We start from the raw sequence: 17,360 nt of genomic DNA on the forward strand, positions 1-17,360 counted from the left end.
ATGGACTGGACACGCGTTCGAGCCGAACGGCGACGGCGTCCGGCCGGAAGGCGGTGGCGAAGTGACTCAGGCGCAAAAGGCGGGCTTCAGGCCGTGCACAATAAGCTTCTGTCGGCGTCATGATGAGAAGCGCTTCGGCCCGTCCCCACGAAATCGATACGCTCAAGGCGATGTTCGTCGCCATGGCGGCGGAGAAGGCCGAACTGCAACAACTCCGGAGCGAAACACTCAAGGCCGAGATCGTCCGGATGGCGACACTCAACGAGCGTGCCCAGGTGAGGATCGCCGACCTTCATGGGATCGTCAAGCAGCTGGAGCGCGCCGCTTCGGTCGCAGCTCCGAGAAGCTCGAACGTGCCTAGCAGGCCTTCGCCTTCGAAATCCAGACCGGGCTCGGCGCGATTGAGTCCGAGCTCGAGGCCGCAAGACCGACAGGCGAGCCGCGACGTGCTGCGCGACCGCGCAAGGCGTTCCCGGCGCATCTGGAGCGGGTCGAGATCGTCATCCAGCCCGAGCCATGGGGGAAGAAGCGCTCCCGCAGCCAATCGTCCAGTCCGTCAAACGCGGTCGGCCGCACAGGCTTGCGAAACGGAACAGTCCCGCCCTCGCTTAGATACCGAGGCACCGTGTTGCGAGCGCACCCGAATTCGTTCGCCCGTCGGTTCCCCAGCCAAGCTCATGCAGCGGCAGCATCGCTGCCACCTCTTCAGGCTGAAGGATCTGCTCTCCCTGCATCGTTCTCGACAATGCAGGAATCGCCCAATCCCAATCGCCATCCATGCCTCCTCTCATAACCGAGGGGTCGTCGGCCGACAACTGAGACGTCCGGTGCTCTTAGGCGGGGTAATCATACGAGATGCCTCCTGCAACATCATTTCCCGCATCCATAGGCTTGCCGGATCATTATTGTGAAGCGCAGGCCATTGGACGGCCTCCGTGAATGCGGCAGGAAGTGGCGGCGGAAGTTCGACAATCCGCAGGGGTGTTAATTTTGCGAAATGCTGCGCCAGCCGTAAGGGCATTGTCCCGATGCGGTTGGTGCCTGATAGAAGGGGCGGGATCATGCTAAAGCCCTGTACGACGACCTCGATACGTCTCTCGAAACCGTTCTCGAGCAAATACCATTCCTCGATGGAGGGCTGCCGGGTGTCCCCGAATTTAAGCACAACCTGCCCCATCGACAAGTATCGGTCGAATGTAAGTGGCTCTGACAGCTGCTTGTTCGTGCCGCAGCCTACGCATACGAGCATATCTTCGAACAGGGCTGCGCGAGGATGTTTCGACATGAACACTTCGGGCATAATCAGAAAATCAACGTCGCCGCGCCGGAGAAGCTCCTCGGGGTCGTCGGAAATAAGCAGACATTCGAAGCGGACGGCGGGAGCTTCCCGCGCAGCACGCTTTACGATCTTCTTAAAAAATACGAGCGTGAGGTAATCGGAAAGGATGATGCGGAAGCGACGATCCGATCGGGCCGGGTTAAAGGCGTCCCAGGAAATAATCGACAGCTGGATGTGCAGCAATGCGTCCCGGACTGCTGTGGCGAGCCCCTCCGCGCGTGGTGTCAAAATGAGTTCGCGGCCGTTCATCGTAAATAGCTCATCGCTGAAATAGGCGCGTAACCGACCGACGGCGGCGCTCATGGCCGGCTGACTCAGGTTAATACTGCGGGCCGCGGCGGTGACTTTACGCTCCCTGATCAAAGCGTCCAGCACAACCAGGAGATTTAGATCGAGTCCCTTAAAACGCATGTATTGACCTATCCGACGCGTGGATGGGTATCGCCCAAAGAATCAATTTTACGAATGGTGAGTAGCGTCAACGCATCAGCCGACGACGAAATAGAGCAACCGATAGGAAGAACGGCAAAACCGTGTATATGCAAAGCGCGCCGATATGCAGGCCCATGCTGCCGGCCGGACGGCCAAGCATCGCCGGACGAATGAGGTCAATTGCATGTGCGAGCGGCAACAAGGAGGCGACGTCCTGAAAAGTGCCGGGCAATTGGTTGACCGGAAACATCGCGCCGCAAAGGAACAGCATGGGTGTTATAACAAGCGTATTATAAAATATGAAATATTCATAACTGGGCGCAAGCGCCGTGACGACCATCGCTAGACTCGCGAAGGCGAGGCCACTGAGAGCGATGACTGGCAGCAAGCAGAGGATGGATGGCCACGATGTGTAGCCGAGCGTGGTGGCAACAACAGTGATTGCTGTGCCCGCCATCAGGGCCTTGGTGGCTGCCCACGCCAATTCGCCGAGTAAGATATCGCCAAGCGTCAGCTGAGTGCATAACATTCCTTCCCAGGTGCGCTGGTTGTCCATGCGGCCGAAACTCCCGTAAACCGTTTCAGCAGTCGCCGATGCCATCGCGCTTGTGGCAACCATGCCAGCCGCGAGAAACGCAATGTACGACGTGCCCTCAATAGGACCTATCATTGTTCCGATGCCAAAGCCGAGACCGAACAGATAGATCATCGGATCGGCGAGGTTGCCGAGAACCGATGCAAGCCCGATTTTCTTCCATCCAAGATAGTTGCGGCGCCAAACCGCGACCCAATTCCACGCATTGGCGGGCATGGCCGCCGCATAACGTTCGCCCATTGTTCAGTCCTCCATCTCGCGCCCGGTTAGCCGCAAGAACACATCCTCGAGATTGGGGGGACGCTGCAGAAGGCGCAGACCCGCGCGCCCGCGTAGCTGCACCAGCACCTGCTCCGGATCGGGTGCATAGCAAAAAAGCGTCTCACCGCTCACCTCGATGCGCTGTGCGTACGGCCGGATCAGCGCACCCAGTTCATGCGGATTGCCGCCGTAGACCTCGACCACGTCACAGCCGATCTGCTCGTCAATGAGTGCGGACGGGCGGCCTTCGGCGATCTTGCGCCCCTCCTCCATAACGCACAGCCGATCGCACAGCCGCTCGGCCTCTTCCATGAAATGGGTAGTCAAAAGAATAGTCTTGCCCCGCGCCAGCAGCGATCGCAGCCGTTCCCAGATCAGGTGGCGGGCCTGCGGATCGAGGCCGGTGGTCGGCTCGTCCATCACCAGCAAGTGCGGGTCATTGATCAGCGCACGCGCGAGCGTCAGGCGCCGCTTCATGCCGCCGGACAGTTCGGCGACGCGCGCATCCGCTTTGTTCTCGAGGCGGGCGAACTCAAGCAGCGATGGTATGACCGCTTCGATCTGGCGTCTGCTCATCCGGAAGTAGCGCCCGAACACCAACAGGTTCTCGCGTACAGTGAACGCGGTATCAAGATTGTCGAACTGCGGGACCACGCCGATGCGCATACGTGCCAAACGCGCGCGCGCCGGCACTGGAGCGCCGAGCACAGTAATCTTCCCCGCATCAGGCGATGTCATGCCGAGGACCATACGCGCAATCGTGCTTTTGCCCGCACCGTTCGGTCCCAGGAGCCCGAAGCATTCCCCCGCCGCAACGCGGAACGACAGTCTGTCGACAACGAGCTTGTCATAAGTTTTGCTTACGTCAGTAAGATCGATCGCTACCATGGACATGGGTTCATTTTACCGAGAGGGACGCCAAGACTGGCGGTTGCTTGGTTGCCTGCCGGACCTGAAACTGTGACTCGTCTTCGCCATCCCAGCCGTCGATAACGAACTGATCGACATCACAAGGATTTAGCCCCTGTTCCGCCAAAGCGGCGACAATTGCGTCGAGATTATCGATGGTTTGATAACGCGGATTGTTGTGCCGCTTTTCCTGCTCAACGCAGAAGACGAGCCGTCCATCCTCGACAAGGGCGATCGCCCCATCATGGGTAGCGGAAAGCGGGTTCCGGAAACGGACGAGCAAGCAGTCTTCGTTGACCGACTCGCCCCGACACTCAAGACGCTCTACCTCGATCAACGTTTCGTTCAGCATGGCGATGACCGGCTCAGCACCAGCGGCGTGACCCCAGCGACGGCAATTAGCATCCCTTGCCGATCCGAAGATCAGATGCCCGCCTGGCGCAAGCACCCGCACCAGGTTTTTGACGGCCGCGCGCATCTCGGCTATGTCTTCGAGGTAGTATAGGACCTCCGCCACAACGATCAGGTCAAACAACTCGTCGGTCGAAAACTGTTGAACATCGGAGACTATCCAGTTGATGCGCGACGGCTCCTTTATCCGTTGACGTGCTCGAGCAATCGCTTGCGCCACGACATCGATGACGGTGAGCCCTTGGCAGTTGGGAGCTAATTTTTCCGTGAATGCGCCGGCAGCGCACCCGACTTCGAGGGCATTTGTAATGGAGCCTTGGGCAAGCGCCAGCTGGAGCATTTGCGTGTGGCGCTCCCGCTCGAACGGATTGCCGTCGAGGCGCCACGGATCGTCTGCGGCCAATTCCCGATCGAGCAACTGATGATTCATGTTCTGGGTCAAACTCGTCCACCTCTCGTCCACCTAGGTAATTAGCGATCACTCGTCGCCGCAGATGTTGCTCGACAGCGCTAATCCCGAAGAATCCGCGCAAGATTGAGCCTGCGAAGCGGAGCCGCATGCGGTGAGAATTCTGCCCTGCTTGATCCAGTGATCGGAGTTTGGGTGGGGGCCTGTTTTCCCCCAGTGTTCGATGTAGGGACAGCAGAGCTTCGCGACAGCCAATCGCTATTGCTCAATGTACACAGCGCGTAGGCCTTCAAGGGAAGTAAGAGAAAGATGTTGATGAACGTGTGCAGGGAAAAGCCCAGAAATCGAAACTGTCGAGCACGAAATGCTACCACGCTGCATCGGAGCATGGTCATGGACACAATCATCAGTCCTGTCCACCAAGGCACAGTGCCTGTCAGTGCGAAATGTGCGAGGCCCGTTAGTACCGATAGGGCGAGGAGTAGCGGCCCGAGATTCTGTCCGACCACGTCCAACGTGAGATAGCTATTGAGGCCGGGCAGCAAGCGCAGCCCAAGCAGCGTGTCCCGGAATGTGCTTCGTGCCCAACGGAGTTGTTGGCGCAGATACGGTCCGAGTCTGTTCGGAACGACTGTGGCCGCGATGGCGCCCGGAACGTACTCGGTTCGAAAGCCTGCTTTCAGCATGAGGATAGTGAGATGGCGATCCTCCCCGAAGTCGCTTGGCTTGCCCCGAAAAAATTGCGACTCGTACTGGTCCAGTAACAAAAGGAGCGCAGACCGGCGGTACATGGCACATGGGCCGCAACAGCACATAACGGCACCGAAGCGAGCCTGTGCCGCGCGCTCCTCGTTGCAAGCCAGCCAGTACTCCATGTCTATCAGCCTTGTCAGCCAGCTCTCGCTCCGGTTACTGGCAATCAACTGACCCATGACTGCGCCGACCGCTGGATCTCGCATCTTCGGTACAAGCTTGGTGATGACGTCGGGCGCGAGTATCGTGTCTGAATCAACGTTAAGCACCAAATCCCCGGATGAGCGGCGTATCGCGGCGATCTGCGCCTTGCGCTTTCCAACATTCTCGGGAAGCAAAATGATGTCGAACCTAGGGTCGCGCGCGTAGGTTTCGTGGACAGTTCCTACGGCTTCGCGATTTCCAGAACCGTCATCAACCACATAGACCCGAAGTCTTCCGGCGTATTCTTGGTCTGCAATGGACGCCAGGCACTCTGAAAGCGTGCGCGGATCCTCGTTGAAGCAGGGGACGATGACATCCACGCTGGGCAGTTGATCGGAGCCGACGAGATCCTCCAACGCCGATGAGTCGTTTGTCGGCAGAGCATAAATCCCCTGCATGCTCTTATAAGCAGTCGAGAGCAGTGCATAAAGCGAAATGGCCACAGTGCTGGTTGTACCAAGAAGAGTCATGGGATCTCGTTTGTTCAGTGATGTTGAGGAAGTGAGCGGATTACAAATCCGCGCTCATGAAGTGCTGGAATCAGCCGGGACAGCGCCGTGACCGTCTGGTCGCGCAGACCGGCGTGAGCGCCCTGGCTCAACTCGCCGGGAGGGCATCCGTCGTGCAAGAGTACGATTGCGCCCGGCCGGACAGAGGCGAGCACGGTATCGATAATCGCGTCGGCCCCAGGGCGAGACCAATCTCGAGGGTCGACGGACCAATGGAGGGCCGTCAGCCCGGCGATCTGTGACGCTGTGAAGACTTCTTCGCTCCAGGCCCCGTAGGGCGCGCGAATATAGCGCACCGAGGCCTGAGGGCACGCCCTCATGATGGCGCCGTTCGCTTCAAAGATCTCACGTTGCACTTCGCCGAAGCCGCATTTGTACAGATCCGGATGAGTCATCGTGTGGTTGCCTAGCTCGTGCCCTTCTGCAAACATTCGTTGGATTAGATCCGGGTGCTCTAAGGCGTAGGCGCCGATGACGAAGAAACTCGCCGGCACCCGCTGCTCTGCCAACACATCCAGAATCTCCGGTGTGAAAAGTGGATTGGGACCGTCGTCAAACGTCAGATAAACGCTGCGACGGCCGGTGCCGTCAGAGCACTCACGGCGCACTTCGTACAAGCAATCGGGACGGCTCATAGCTCTGGTCCGTTCCGATCGATCATCGTGCCCGTGGGCCATTCGCTGATCGGCCGTCCAACTGGCAGAACAATGGTGAGTGCGTCATCGATGCGTGTGGGCGGCAGGTCGAGGCGCGCCTCTGGTCGGGTGGAGCGCACGCGAATTCCCGACAAAACGGCCATAGGGCTGTATCGCCGCCCGAACCTCTCAACATGATTCCGCAGCGCGTCCCGGACGGTTCCGAAAGCGAATGGAACGCCAAGCTCCTGCAGTATTGGAAGCATGACATGGATTGAATGGGCGATTCCGAGACCCTCAAGATCCGGACGTACCCCGTACAGGCCCAGCTCAGCCACCAACAGATCGACCGCGTCAACCTTGATGAAACGGCGCAGTATGCCCATGTGAGCCGCTACACCGCTCGAATCATAGGCGATTGCGCGGAGTTCAGGCCTGGCTCCGGCCCAGCTTCGACTACCTTCGAACGGTTCTGCGTTGGACGCCCCAGTCGGCCCGTAGGTATTACGAAAGAACTGGGCGAGCTCGACGTGGTCCGAGAGCTGCAACTCGTTTTCCCAGCACAATTTCCACTGCACCTGAGGGCGCATTCAGGACCTCTCTTCAAAATAGTTTCTTGCGGGCCGCATTACCCGGCCAAAGCGGCGGCGTTGTTGGCTGCACTCAACCGTTGTCGTTAGCGAAGGTGAGCCAGCCGGTGGGGCTCGCCAGTGAGCTCTCTCGATGTTCCCGCCCGTGTCGCGGCGCCGTCGATTTGAGCTTGACGTCGGTCATTTACGTTCCTCTAATGCATGGTTCGTAAATTCGTAAAATTGATTGTTTAGATGATGCCCATCCACACGCTGGATAGATCAGGATATGCGGTTTAAGGGGCTGGATCTGAATCTCCTCGTTGTGCTGGACGCTCTGATCAGGGAGCGTAAAGTCACTGCCGCGGCCAACAGTATTAACCTGAGCCAGCCGGCCATGAGCGCCGCCGTCGCTCGGTTACGCGCCTACTTCAGCAATGAGCTATTTACGATGAACGGCCGCGAGCTCATTTTGACACCGCGCGCGGAGGGGCTTGCCCCAGCAGTCCGGGACGCATTGCTGCACATCCAGCTATCGATTATTTCCTCCGACGCCTTTAACCCAGCCCAATCGGATCGTCTCTTCCGAATCATGCTTTCCGATTACCTCACGCTCGTGCTTTTTAAGAGGATCGTAGAGCGTACTGCGCGGGAAGCTCCCGCCGTCCGCTTCGAATGTCTGCCTATTTGCGACGACCCCGAGGAGCTTCTCCGGCGCGGCGACGTTGATTTTCTGATTATGCCGGAAGTGTTCATGTCGAAACATCCTCGCGCAGCCCTGTTCGAAGATATGCTCGTATGCGTAGGCTGCGGCACGAACAAGCAGCTGTCAGAGCCACTTACATTCGAGCGATACTTGTCGATGGGGCATGTCGTGCTCAAATTCAGGCACACCCGGCAGCCCACCATGGAGGAGTGGTATTTGCTCGAGCACGGTTTCGAGAGACGTATCGAGGTCGTCGTACAGGGCTTTAGCCTGATCGCGCCCGTCCTATCAGGCACCAACCGCATCGGGACCATGCCCTTACGGCTGGCGCAGCATTTCGCAAAAACAACACCCCTGCGGATTGTCGGACTTCCGCCGCCACTTCCTCATCCCGCATTCACCGAGGCCGTCCAATGGCCTGCGCTTCACAATACTGATCCGGCAAGCCTGTGGATGCGGGAAATGATGTTGCAGGAGGCATCTCGCCTGGCGCCTTTGCTTGAAAGCTATTGAGCGTCTCGGGCTTCCTGGAGGCGGTCGCGATCGCGTAGGAGCGGTTGCCATTCGGGCGTCAGGCCTTTGGCTCGGCAGAGCGGCGCAGTTCTCTTGCTGAGTACGAGGGCCAGGAACGAGCAGAACACATGCCCGGGTTGGTGCTGAGTTGACTGCCGCCTCCGATTTCGCGTGCGAAGTCCCAGAAGATGTCTAGCCCCACTCAAATGCCAACTTTGCCGGCCTTGCCGCGGCTTTTCACGCGCGGCCAGGCGAGGAGATGCCGGTCGACGAGGTCAATCCCAATGGACTGTGCCGGCCTCGCTCGGCTACTGGCGTGAGGCATCCTTGACGACACCGCCCTGCACCGACAACGTCGAGATGTTGGCAATGAAGCCGGTCGCGATTGACGCTGCGGATGTAGGCAATTTACCTCGCGCTTCCGCCTGAACGCGTGGCCGATCCGTTCACCCAATTGGCTTCATCCTGGGCCGCGGCTGAGGCCTGTGGGGTGCGGCTACCCCGCGTGGATGGAATCATCAATCAACTTTCTCTCATTTATGAAATGAAACTTCCCCGCTTACGATAGAAGCCATCAGTTTCATATATTTTCCGGCAGATGAATGTCGAACGGCAGAAATGTCTGTCCTGGTGTTTGAGCAGTGCCGGTCTCGATAGCCCGCGTCATCAGCGTTATCAGCTCCTGGGAAAGCCGGCGCATTGGCGTGGCGACCGCCATCGTGATGATGTTATCAGCGAGTGCCGCCCGAGATTCCGGCGTGATTTCATTCACGATCGCGACGAGATCGCGACTTTTACCCTCTTCCCGGACCGCGGAGATGGCGCCCTCCATGCCGCCCCCGGCGACATAGAAGCCGACGAGCTCGGGTTCCCGCTGCATGAGATTAAGCGTTGCCTCGTAGGTGACCTGCCGTTTCTCCAGGTTCACGAGCGGATCGAGCACCTCGAACGTCGGCGCGTTCTCACGGCAATAGGAGCGAAAGCCGACGTCACGGAGCTCGTGCCCCTGGAAACGATGGCTGCCGACAAACACCGCCACCTTGCCGGGCCGTTTTGCGACCTTGGACACCATCCAAGCGGCCGTGCGCCCCACCTTGCGGTTGTTGAGGCCGATATAGCCCTGTCGCACGCCGGCGGCGAAGTCGGAAAGCAGCGAGAAAACGGGAATGCCTTTGGCCTTGAGGTCCTCAACCGCTGCTGTAATTTTTGGGTGGTCCGGTGCCACCATCGCGATCGCATGGCAGCGTGCGCCCAAATCCTTGAGCGGTGCGATTAGGTCGCTCGGCATATGTGACGGGGCGAATTGGATGAGCGGAATGCCGTGGAAGGACTGGGCCAAATTGACCGACGCTTCGACCTCGCGCGCAAAGTCTTGGTAGAAATGCTGGGCCGGTTTTCTCAAGATGAAGCCCAGACGGTAGCACGGTAGGTCTCGCCGCAAGCGCTGCTTGATGAGCCCGGCAGCATGATAGCCGATCGCGTGGGCGGCGTCGTGGACCCGCCGCGCGGTCTCCTCGCGCACCGGATGGCGGGCGTTCAGAACCCGATCGACCGTTGCTACGCTGACTCGGGATTCGCGGGCGAGATCGGCAATTGTGGGGCGCTTGGTCATGGGTCCTATTCTGATTGGTTTTTGACGCAGGCTGGCTCTCTGTCACCTAGCGCGATTCGACAATGGTTTCGGGTGGGCAAAGTGAAGACGCCCGCATACTGAATGATCGACAGCGTATTGGACTACTCCAGACGTAGACCGGCCGGGTATAACGGAAGGTTCATTCGCTTAGGGCGGCGATGATTTGCACTCACACATTTAGCGCTTCTGATACATGGTCCGTGAGGCGCCGTTTAGAGCCTGCGAGTCGATCGTTCAGGTCATGTGACCAGCTTGGCGAAGCCGGTCGCGGTGCGTCGCCCTTACTCGGCGGAGGATAGCCGGTTTGATGCCTCGGCAAGCTGATGACCGCAGAAGGCGGCTTTCATCTGCGCTTGGTCCAATTCTCCTTCCCAGCGGGCGACGACGAGGGATGCCACTGCGTTACCAACGCAATTCGTCAACGCCCGGCATTCGGACATGAAGCGGTCGATGCCGAGTATCAGGGCCATCCCAGCAACGGGAACACTCGGAACTACGGCGAGCGTAGCAGCCAGGGTGATGAAGCCCGCACCTGTCACACCTGCAGCGCCCTTGGAGGAAAGCATCGCAACGAGCAGCAGCAGCACCTGATCGCCGATTGACAGATCGGTGTTCGTCGCCTGCGCGATGAAGAGGGCCGCCAGGGTCATGTAGATATTCGTGCCGTCCAGATTGAACGAATATCCGGCCGGGATGACGAGACCCACAACCGAACGCCTGGCGCCCGCCTTCTCCATCTTCTGCATGAGCGAGGGGAGCGCGGCCTCCGAGGAGGACGTTGCGAGGACAAGCAGCAGCTCTTCCTTGATGTAGCGAATGAGAGAACAGATCGAAAAGCCGTTGTAGCGGCAGACCGCGCCGAGAACCCCGAACACGAAGAGGAAGGCGGTGAAATAGAACGTCGCGACCAGCATCGCGAGGTTGACGACCGAACCGATGCCATATCTGCCGATGGTGAAGGCCATTGCGCCGAAAGCGCCGATCGGCGCGGCTTTCATCAGAATGCCGACGAGCTTGAAGACAGGCGCGATGAGCGCCTGAAGGAAGGAAACGACAGGCTTGCCCGTCTCTCCGGCCATCGCGAGCGCCATGCCGAACAGAACCGAGAAGAACAGCACCTGCAGGATGTCGCCTTCCGCGAAGGCGCCGACTATCGTTGGCGGGATGATGTTCATCAGGAAGCCGGTGACCGACTGCTCGTGGGCCTTTGCGGCGTAGGTATTCACGGCCTGGACATCGAGCGAGGCCGGATCGATGTTGAGGCCGGCGCCAGGCTGGACGACATTGGCGACGATCAGGCCGACGATCAGCGCGAGCGTCGAGAAGGTGAGGAAATAGACCATTGCCTTGCCGGCGACCCGGCCGACCTTGTGAAGATCGTTCATGCCGGCAATGCCGGTCGCAATTGTCAGGAAGATGACAGGCGCGATGATCATCTTGACCAGCTTGATGAAGGCATCACCCAGCGGCTTCAGGCTCTCGCCGGTCCCCGGATAGAAATAGCCAATTGCGACGCCGAGCGCGATGGCGGCAAGCACCTGCGCGTAAAGCTTGGCATAGAAGGGTTTGCGGGGCGCGGGACTCGCGCCGCGGACTTGTGCAGCTGACACTGTTTCTCTCTCCCTGACCGGATCGAGGTGGCGTGACTTCTCCCGGGCTTCTCCCTATCGCGGCGCTCCGGTCGAACGCTGCACCAACGCCGCCGCAATACCCATGCCAAATGGATCCGCATGACCTGAACTGACGTTGGGCTCGCCAATGATGGGATGAGTCCGGTGGCACAAGACGGGAATGACAAGGCCGCCGTCCAGCACGCGCTTGATGTTCTCCGGCAGATTGCCGGTCGATCTCTCTGGCTTGCGGTTTTGCTGCACATCGTGGTGGGCTCCTCGGTTTGCCGACTTTGGGAAGGGCCGCATCGCTGGCACCAGAGCGGAGAATTGCCGTGTTCTTTGCCGCGCTGCCGCTGCAGCGACAGCTTGAAAGCGACGTCGAGACGTAGGGACTGACGCCGCTGGTGCTGACCGCGACGATGCGGTTCAGAAGTTCCGAGCACCGCCGAGAAAGCCGCGCTCGACCGCCACCTTCGCGCCTTCACACGCGACGCCGCCGCCTTAACTGCGTCATCAATATCGAGGAAATGGCGGTTGCCGCGACCGACCAGTGTCGTCGGCAGTGATTATCGCTCCCGCCCCTGGTTCGCAGGCGCTGGTGACTGGCACGGCCCGGCAACTCGGCGCGGTCAGCCGCTCGGGCACCGCATCGCCGGCGCCGTATTTCTGTCGTTCAACATCGCCGACAAAAATTAGAACTGATGAATTCTATCATAGGCCGCGAGGTTTCCTTTCACGAATGAAAGAAAGCTCGATTGACTATCCCGCCTCGCTCCAGTCTTTTGAAAATCAACGTGTGGTTGCCCCCGTGCAAGCCGAGAACGTGGCCAAGCTTCGTGGAGGGAGAGCCAAGCGATGCGTCAGGGGTCGACCCGCTTTTCACTCGACCACACGGCGGTGGCACGAGTTCACGTCAGAGCATTTTCGCGCTTGCCCGCGACGTCGCGGGCGCACATGCCGCCGGCATGCATTTCATGGCGCGAGATCGAGGATCATATGCACCACAACATTCCCAAATCAGAACAAAATGCCAGCGAGTGCCGCATTTCGCTTCCGGATGCGAAAAGGGCTTACCCAAAGTCCGAGATGAACACCGCGGTCCCTTTTGTGCCATCGCACGAGCACGCGCTTACCGGCATCTTCGAAATATCGAAAGTACTCACCAACCCCGCCCGGCTCGAAGTCACGTTGGCCAAGGTCGTCGATCTCCTGCCCTCGTTTGTGCAGATGCGGCACGGCATCATCGCTCTCTTCGACGCTGAGGGCGTACTGGACATCACCGTAGTCACCGGCTCCGACGAGAACAGCGATGAGCGCTCCCGGATGCGCCTGCCGCGCAAGGCAATCGATCTGATTGTGACGACGGACACGCCGCTCGTCGCCGAGAACATAGCGGTGCATTCGGCCTTCACTGCCGCTGACATAGAGGTGCTTGGGGCCTCCGACACCGTGTCCTTCATCGGCGTTCCCATTCGTGTTGATGGGAACGCCGTAGGCACGCTGACTATCGATCGCGCCTTGGACAGCAGGTCAACGTATCGGCTCGATTATGATGTCCGGTTGCTCACCATGATAGCCAACATGGTGGGACAGACAGTCAAGTTGCACCGCTTCTCCGCGGGCGACCGCGAACGACCGACGGAGGTGGAAGATGGGCTGCAAACGCAATTCTCTGATGTCAAGCACCCTGCACCGCAGCGCAAGAAGGTTCACGTCAAGGGAATGATTGGCGATAGTCCGGCGCTAAGCGCGCTGCTCGAGAAGATCGCAGTTGTAGCTAAGGCAAAGACCACGGTTCTGTTGCGAGGCGAATCCGGTACCGGGAAGGAGCTGGTCGCGAAGGCAATTCACGAGTTGTCGCCGCGCGCCAAGCGGCCCTTCATCAAACTCAATTGTGCAGCGCTGCCAGAGACAGTCCTGGAATCCGAATTGTTCGGTCATGAGAAGGGTGCCTTCACAAGCGCGTTCAATTCCCGCAAGGGTCGCTTTGAGCTCGCCGACAAGGGGACGTTGTTTCTGGATGAGATCGGCGAGATCTCGGCCTCCTTCCAGGCAAAGCTACTGCGCGTGCTGCAGGAGCAGGAGTTTGAGCGCGTCGGCAGCAACCAGACCATCAAGGTCGACGTTCGCGTGATTGCCGCCACGAACAGGAACCTTGAAGAGGCGGTTGCAAGGAATGAGTTCCGCGCCGACCTATATTATCGCATCAACGTGGTTCCCTTGCTGGTGCCGGCGTTACGCCAAAGGCGCAGCGATATTCCGCTCCTCGCAGCTGAGTTTCTCAAGAATTTCAACGATGAGAACGGCCGTACGCTGACCTTCGATCCGCGTGCGATTGAAGTACTGATGAAATGTGAATTTCCCGGCAACATTCGCGAGCTTGAAAATTGCGTGCACCGGACCGCGATCCTGGCGGAGGGACTATCAATCGGGAGAAACGACTTTGCGTGCTCCCATGACCAATGCTTTGCCGAGGCGCTGCGGAAGAGCAGATCGGGCAAGGCCGCGCTGCAACCAGCGCCAATCCTGCCAGAGGCAGTGAATCCGGCCACGCCGCCGGATGCGACCGCTCGTTCGGCCGCCACCACAGTCCCGCCTGCCGGCGCAACCCACTCATTGGGCGCGAGGACCGCCGACGCCGAGCGCGTCATTGCTGCCATGGAAAGTTGTGGCTGGGTGCAGGCAAAGGCGGCGCGCCTGCTTGGACTGACCCCACGCCAGATTGGCTACGTGCTGAGGAAATACGGCATCGAGATCAAGCGTCTGTGAAAGCATGACTCAGGCGGATTAGCTAAGACCGCTTAGCGGCTTGGCCCGCGCAGGGATGCAGATCCGCGTCCGCGTCAAGTCGATCCGACCGAGGACAGCCTGGCCGAATTCCCGTGGCAGCCGGCGTTGCGACCATCTTGTGAAAGGCGACGCTGCCATCGTCAATCCGTCCGCCATGTTGCTCTCGTTGCGAGCTCATACGGATGCCCCTGTGCGACTGAAACGGAGATAAAATATGTCCGATGCAAAACTGCAAGCTGTGCTTTCGTCTCTTCCGCAAGAGACGCGACAGTTAGATGCTCTGCCGTCCAACGGACCAGCGCCGGACAAAAGTTTTGTCAAGCTGAATACGAATGAGAACCCGTTTCCGTTGCCGCCAATCATAATGCAAAGTGCAGTGGCGGCCCTCAATCGCCAGTATCTGTATCCGGACGACGATAACATCAGCTTGAGGGAAGCAGCGTCCAATACCTATGGGGTATCCACGGATCAGGTCATCGCAGGCAACGGGTCGTCTGAACTGCTCGGACTCATCTACAGAGCTTTCCTCGCCCCTGGCGACAAGGTGGCGATGATATCGCCAGGGTTTTCGTTCAACCGCAAACTTGCCATGTTGCATGGTGCTGAGTTTCTCGAGATCGGATGTCAAACTCATTCGCTGCCAATGGAGCAATTGCTTTCCGGTCCGGCAAAAGACGCCAAGTTCATTCTGGTGGCCAATCCAAACAATCCGACCGGAACATTCCTCTCGATAAGCAATATCGAACGCCTCGTGGCACAATCGGATCGCCTGGTCGTCCTTGATGAGGCCTACGTCGACTTTGCACCCGATCACGGGCTGCGCCTCATCAACCGTTATTCGAACCTTCTGATCTTGAGAACATTTTCGAAGAGCTATGCCGCCGCCGGCATTCGCGTCGGTTTCGGTTTCGGTCACCCTGAGATTATTGGCAGGCTGCGCAACATCCAGAACGTCTTCAACATGAACGTGATCGGGCATGCGGTTGGTATCAGCGTGCTTGCGCATCGCGGCGCCTACGCAGAGAACCACAAGCACATCAGACATGAACGACAGCGAGTGACAGCCGCACTGTCGCAACTTGGATTTTCCGTAACGCCCTCCCACGCAAATTTCTTGCTAGCCCGTGTGCCAGCGGGACAGGACGGCTCATGGTGGCAAGCAGCCTTGGAAAGGCAAAAGATACTCGTTGCCTACTTTCCGGACAATGGTTTGGAACATTGCATCCGCGTCAGCATCGGCACAAAAGAGCAATTGGATGCATTTCTTGCTGCCGCTCGCGATATAGTTGGAAGCTTAAACATACCAAGCACCACGGGCAGGGGAGCGTCAGGCTCTGCTCGTTCGGTACGCTGACGCTAATCCGATATCACACATTGCTATCTTTAGACTTGCTTGGTCACCCAAGCACGACAACATTTTTCTTTAAAATCGGGGACAATATCGAGTGACAAACGTCTTTCCTTCAAACCTAGCCTTCGGGATCTTCGATCATCTGGACGAGGACGGCCTCGATATCGCCCGGCAGTACGAAGATCGCCTGATATTAGCAGAGGCGTGCGATCAGCTAGGGTTCTATGCCTATCATCTCGCAGAGCACCACTGTACCCCCCATGGGAGAGGTCCATCGCCGAATCTGTTCTTATCGAGCGTCGCCCAGCGCACCCGGCGCCTGCGTCTCGGACCCTTGGTGATGCTGCTTGCGCTTTATCATCCGCTGCGTGCGTTCGAAGAGATCTGTATGCTGGACCAGTTGAGCGGTGGCAGGCTCGAACTGGGCATAGGGCGCGGTGCTCTCCCGATCGAATTGGGTTACTTCGGGATTGGTGCGGATGCGGTGCCGGGCCGCTATGCGGAAGCCAGCGAAATTCTTGTTGAAATACTTGTTAATGCCATGAAGGTTGGCACGCTGTGCTATCAAGGCCGCCATTTTGAGCTCAATGACGTTCCTTTGACGCTAAGACCTCATCAGCGTCCACATCCGCCGACATGGGTCGCCGCCAATCGACCCGAGTCCGCAGCCTGGGCCGCTGCGAATGGAGCAAATATCGCGTGTGTAGGACCTTCCTCTTCTGTTCGCAAAACTACTGATGCGTTCCGCGGCTATCAAGAGGACAACACTGGCGCGGGCGATCGAGCGCCATTTATTGGATTGCTTCGCATGGTCGTGGTTGGGCGTTGTGACACACATGCCTATTCGCTCGCGGCACCTGCTTACGAACGATGGCTCAAGAGCTTCCAATTCCTTTACGAGCTTAACGCTATCCCCACACCACCCAACCTGCCGCTGACCTTCGATGCGGCAGTCGAGAGTGAATTGTGCGTGATAGGATCAGCAGCGTCTGTGCGAGAAGCTCTGCTCAGTCAGTTGGAAGAGGCAGGTGCTAACTACCTTCTTTGTCAACTGGCATTTGGGAATCTGCCGCTAGATGCTTCCCTATACACCGCGACGACCATTCAATCCGAAATCATGGCTCGACTTGGCTGACCATGAAATTCGCGGTCTGATCCGAAGGTAAATCGTTGTAACAGCGCTCCCTCACATTGCTCGAGCGTGCACGTGGTGGGGATTGGGAAATCGTGAGGGAGGCCAAACTGACGACGAGCCGGCGGCACAGATTACCAGGTTTGTGCGTTGGCCGGCATCTGGGCACGGTGTGAGACTGCACGATCCTAAGGAGATGATGGCCGAGCGCGTCACGATGCCGGCACGCATCTGCTCGTCGCGCTCGCGCTAGTCGTTGCCCATAGCCCGCCGCAAGAGGTTCTTCTCGACCGGGGCGGCGCCGGTTGCGGCTCCCGCATCCAGCTTCATCAGCGGCTCGGCGGTAGCAAAGCCGTCACTCGCTACGGCGCTGTTGAGGGCGCGCTCGCGAGCGGCTTTGCTACGCCGAGCGACACCACCTGGAGCGAGTTCGCCCGATGTCGCGGCGTGCACCGCGGTCGGATAACGACGCTGGAGGAAATCGTTTCGCAGCCGGTCTTCACGATCCGCGCGAGTGCTTTGCATGAATGCTGCCTGCTTCCTCGTCTGCGGCGGCCTGAGTGTCCGCCGGCACGCCCGAAGTCAATGTCAGTACC

The 17,360-nt window shown here is 58.8% G+C and carries 14 protein-coding genes and 3 pseudogenes; 4 read left to right on the plus strand and 13 right to left on the minus strand.

Annotated features, from left to right (window positions below):
- Positions 1-516: 516 nt before the first annotated feature.
- From NKJ12_RS18125 to NKJ12_RS18165, 9 genes and pseudogenes are all read right to left on the minus strand, one after another.
- A pseudogene (locus NKJ12_RS18125) lies at positions 517-779 on the minus strand (hypothetical protein); the annotation flags it as partial.
- A gap of 8 nt (positions 780-787) precedes the next feature.
- Positions 788-1,750 (minus strand): LysR family transcriptional regulator, encoded by a 963-nt coding sequence (locus tag NKJ12_RS18130; RefSeq protein WP_352483784.1) that lies wholly within the window; start codon positions 1,748-1,750, stop codon positions 788-790.
- A 67-nt stretch (positions 1,751-1,817) separates the two neighbouring features.
- Positions 1,818-2,606: an ABC transporter permease gene (locus NKJ12_RS18135; protein ID WP_352494954.1), complete on the minus strand. Its 789-nt coding sequence runs from the start codon at positions 2,604-2,606 to the stop codon at positions 1,818-1,820.
- A 3-nt stretch (positions 2,607-2,609) separates the two neighbouring features.
- On the minus strand, positions 2,610-3,521 hold the full coding sequence (gene nodI / locus NKJ12_RS18140; protein ID WP_023719311.1) for a nodulation factor ABC transporter ATP-binding protein NodI: 912 nt from the start codon (positions 3,519-3,521) through the stop codon (positions 2,610-2,612).
- A 43-nt stretch (positions 3,522-3,564) separates the two neighbouring features.
- Positions 3,565-3,795 (minus strand): annotated as a pseudogene (locus tag NKJ12_RS18145) (carbamoyltransferase N-terminal domain-containing protein); the annotation flags it as partial.
- Positions 3,784-4,377: pseudogene (gene nodS / locus NKJ12_RS18150) on the minus strand (nodulation methyltransferase NodS); the annotation flags it as partial. The pseudogenes nodS and NKJ12_RS18145, both read right to left, overlap by 12 nt.
- An 80-nt stretch (positions 4,378-4,457) precedes the next feature.
- Positions 4,458-5,783: a chitooligosaccharide synthase NodC gene (gene nodC / locus NKJ12_RS18155; RefSeq protein WP_352494955.1), complete on the minus strand. Its 1,326-nt coding sequence runs from the start codon at positions 5,781-5,783 to the stop codon at positions 4,458-4,460.
- Between the two features lie 14 nt (positions 5,784-5,797).
- Positions 5,798-6,457, minus strand: coding sequence for a chitooligosaccharide deacetylase NodB (gene nodB, locus NKJ12_RS18160; protein ID WP_352704242.1), 660 nt, complete (start codon positions 6,455-6,457; stop codon positions 5,798-5,800).
- Complete coding sequence (locus NKJ12_RS18165; protein WP_352615318.1) at positions 6,454-7,047, minus strand: NodA family N-acyltransferase; 594 nt, start codon at positions 7,045-7,047, stop codon at positions 6,454-6,456. Before NKJ12_RS18165 ends, nodB begins: the two co-directional genes overlap by 4 nt.
- Before the next feature lie 268 nt (positions 7,048-7,315).
- On the opposite strand from NKJ12_RS18165, the gene NKJ12_RS18170 reads away from it, so the two are divergent.
- The gene (locus NKJ12_RS18170) at positions 7,316-8,245 is read left to right on the plus strand and encodes a LysR family transcriptional regulator (protein ID WP_352457033.1); all 930 of its coding nucleotides are present in this window, start codon (positions 7,316-7,318) and stop codon (positions 8,243-8,245) included.
- A 580-nt stretch (positions 8,246-8,825) separates the two neighbouring features.
- On the opposite strand, the gene NKJ12_RS18175 is transcribed toward NKJ12_RS18170, so the two are convergent.
- The 3 genes from NKJ12_RS18175 to NKJ12_RS18185 form a co-directional block, all read right to left on the minus strand.
- A complete protein-coding gene (locus tag NKJ12_RS18175; RefSeq protein ID WP_352704244.1) occupies positions 8,826-9,857 on the minus strand; it encodes a LacI family DNA-binding transcriptional regulator in 1,032 nt (343 codons plus the stop codon).
- A gap of 302 nt (positions 9,858-10,159) precedes the next feature.
- Complete coding sequence (locus NKJ12_RS18180; protein WP_352615322.1) at positions 10,160-11,488, minus strand: dicarboxylate/amino acid:cation symporter; 1,329 nt, start codon at positions 11,486-11,488, stop codon at positions 10,160-10,162.
- Between the two features lie 54 nt (positions 11,489-11,542).
- Positions 11,543-11,752, minus strand: coding sequence for a hypothetical protein (locus tag NKJ12_RS18185; protein WP_352704246.1), 210 nt, complete (start codon positions 11,750-11,752; stop codon positions 11,543-11,545).
- 735 nt (positions 11,753-12,487) lie between these two features.
- On the opposite strand from NKJ12_RS18185, the gene nifA reads away from it, so the two are divergent.
- The 3 genes from nifA to NKJ12_RS18200 all read left to right on the plus strand — a co-directional run bounded on the left by nifA (position 12,488) and on the right by NKJ12_RS18200 (position 16,767).
- Entirely contained in the window at positions 12,488-14,260 is a 1,773-nt protein-coding gene (gene nifA / locus NKJ12_RS18190) for a nif-specific transcriptional activator NifA (protein WP_502905717.1), read from the plus strand.
- A 235-nt stretch (positions 14,261-14,495) separates the two neighbouring features.
- Positions 14,496-15,635: a histidinol-phosphate transaminase gene (gene hisC, locus NKJ12_RS18195; RefSeq protein WP_352457030.1), complete on the plus strand. Its 1,140-nt coding sequence runs from the start codon at positions 14,496-14,498 to the stop codon at positions 15,633-15,635.
- A gap of 91 nt (positions 15,636-15,726) precedes the next feature.
- The gene (locus NKJ12_RS18200; RefSeq protein ID WP_352704248.1) at positions 15,727-16,767 is read left to right on the plus strand and encodes an LLM class flavin-dependent oxidoreductase; all 1,041 of its coding nucleotides are present in this window, start codon (positions 15,727-15,729) and stop codon (positions 16,765-16,767) included.
- Between the two features lie 246 nt (positions 16,768-17,013).
- Here NKJ12_RS18200 and NKJ12_RS18205 read toward each other — a convergent pair whose 3' ends face one another.
- A complete protein-coding gene (locus NKJ12_RS18205) occupies positions 17,014-17,289 on the minus strand; it encodes a hypothetical protein (protein WP_352704250.1) in 276 nt (91 codons plus the stop codon).
- Positions 17,290-17,360 lie beyond the last annotated feature (71 nt).

Origin of the sequence: Mesorhizobium sp. M0195, from assembly GCF_040322115.1 — a bacterium.
Taxonomy (GTDB): domain Bacteria; phylum Pseudomonadota; class Alphaproteobacteria; order Rhizobiales; family Rhizobiaceae; genus Mesorhizobium.